1 protein-coding gene is annotated in these 434 nt (G+C 63.1%); it reads right to left on the reverse strand.

All coding sequences use genetic code 11. The annotated features are described in order from the left end of the window. Positions 1-434, reverse strand: a 434-nt coding sequence (locus H5T41_11360; GenBank protein MBC7109356.1) for an aspartate--tRNA ligase, incomplete at both ends; no start/stop codon positions are given.

Raw genomic sequence — 434 nt, forward strand, 5'->3', positions numbered from 1 at the left:
CCACCTCGATGAAGCCGTGGGCGTCGAGATACTCACGGATGGCCATGGCCACTTTGTGGCGCAGGCGCAGATTTCGTTGCATGCGCGGCCGCCGCAGGTCCAAAAACCGGTAGCGCAGGCGGGTCTCCTCGCTGGCCTTCACTTCCTCCTCGGGCAGGAAGGGAAGGGGCTTGGACTTGGCCAAAATTTCCAGGTTTTCCACGGCCACTTCCACCGCGCCGGTGGGCAAATTCGGGTTTGGATTCTCCCGGCCCACCACTTTTCCGGTCACCCGGATCACGTCCTCCCGGCCAAGTTCGCGAGCCCGGGGATCGCCGCGGAACACAAGCTGCACAATCCCCGAGGAATCGCGCAGGTCCACGAACGTGAGGCTTCCGAAGTCCCGCACGGCATGAACCCATCCGGCAAGGATCACTTCCCGGCCGATGTCTTTC

Source organism: Methanomassiliicoccales archaeon (genome assembly GCA_014361295.1).
Lineage (GTDB): Archaea > Thermoplasmatota > Thermoplasmata > Methanomassiliicoccales > JACIVX01 > JACIVX01.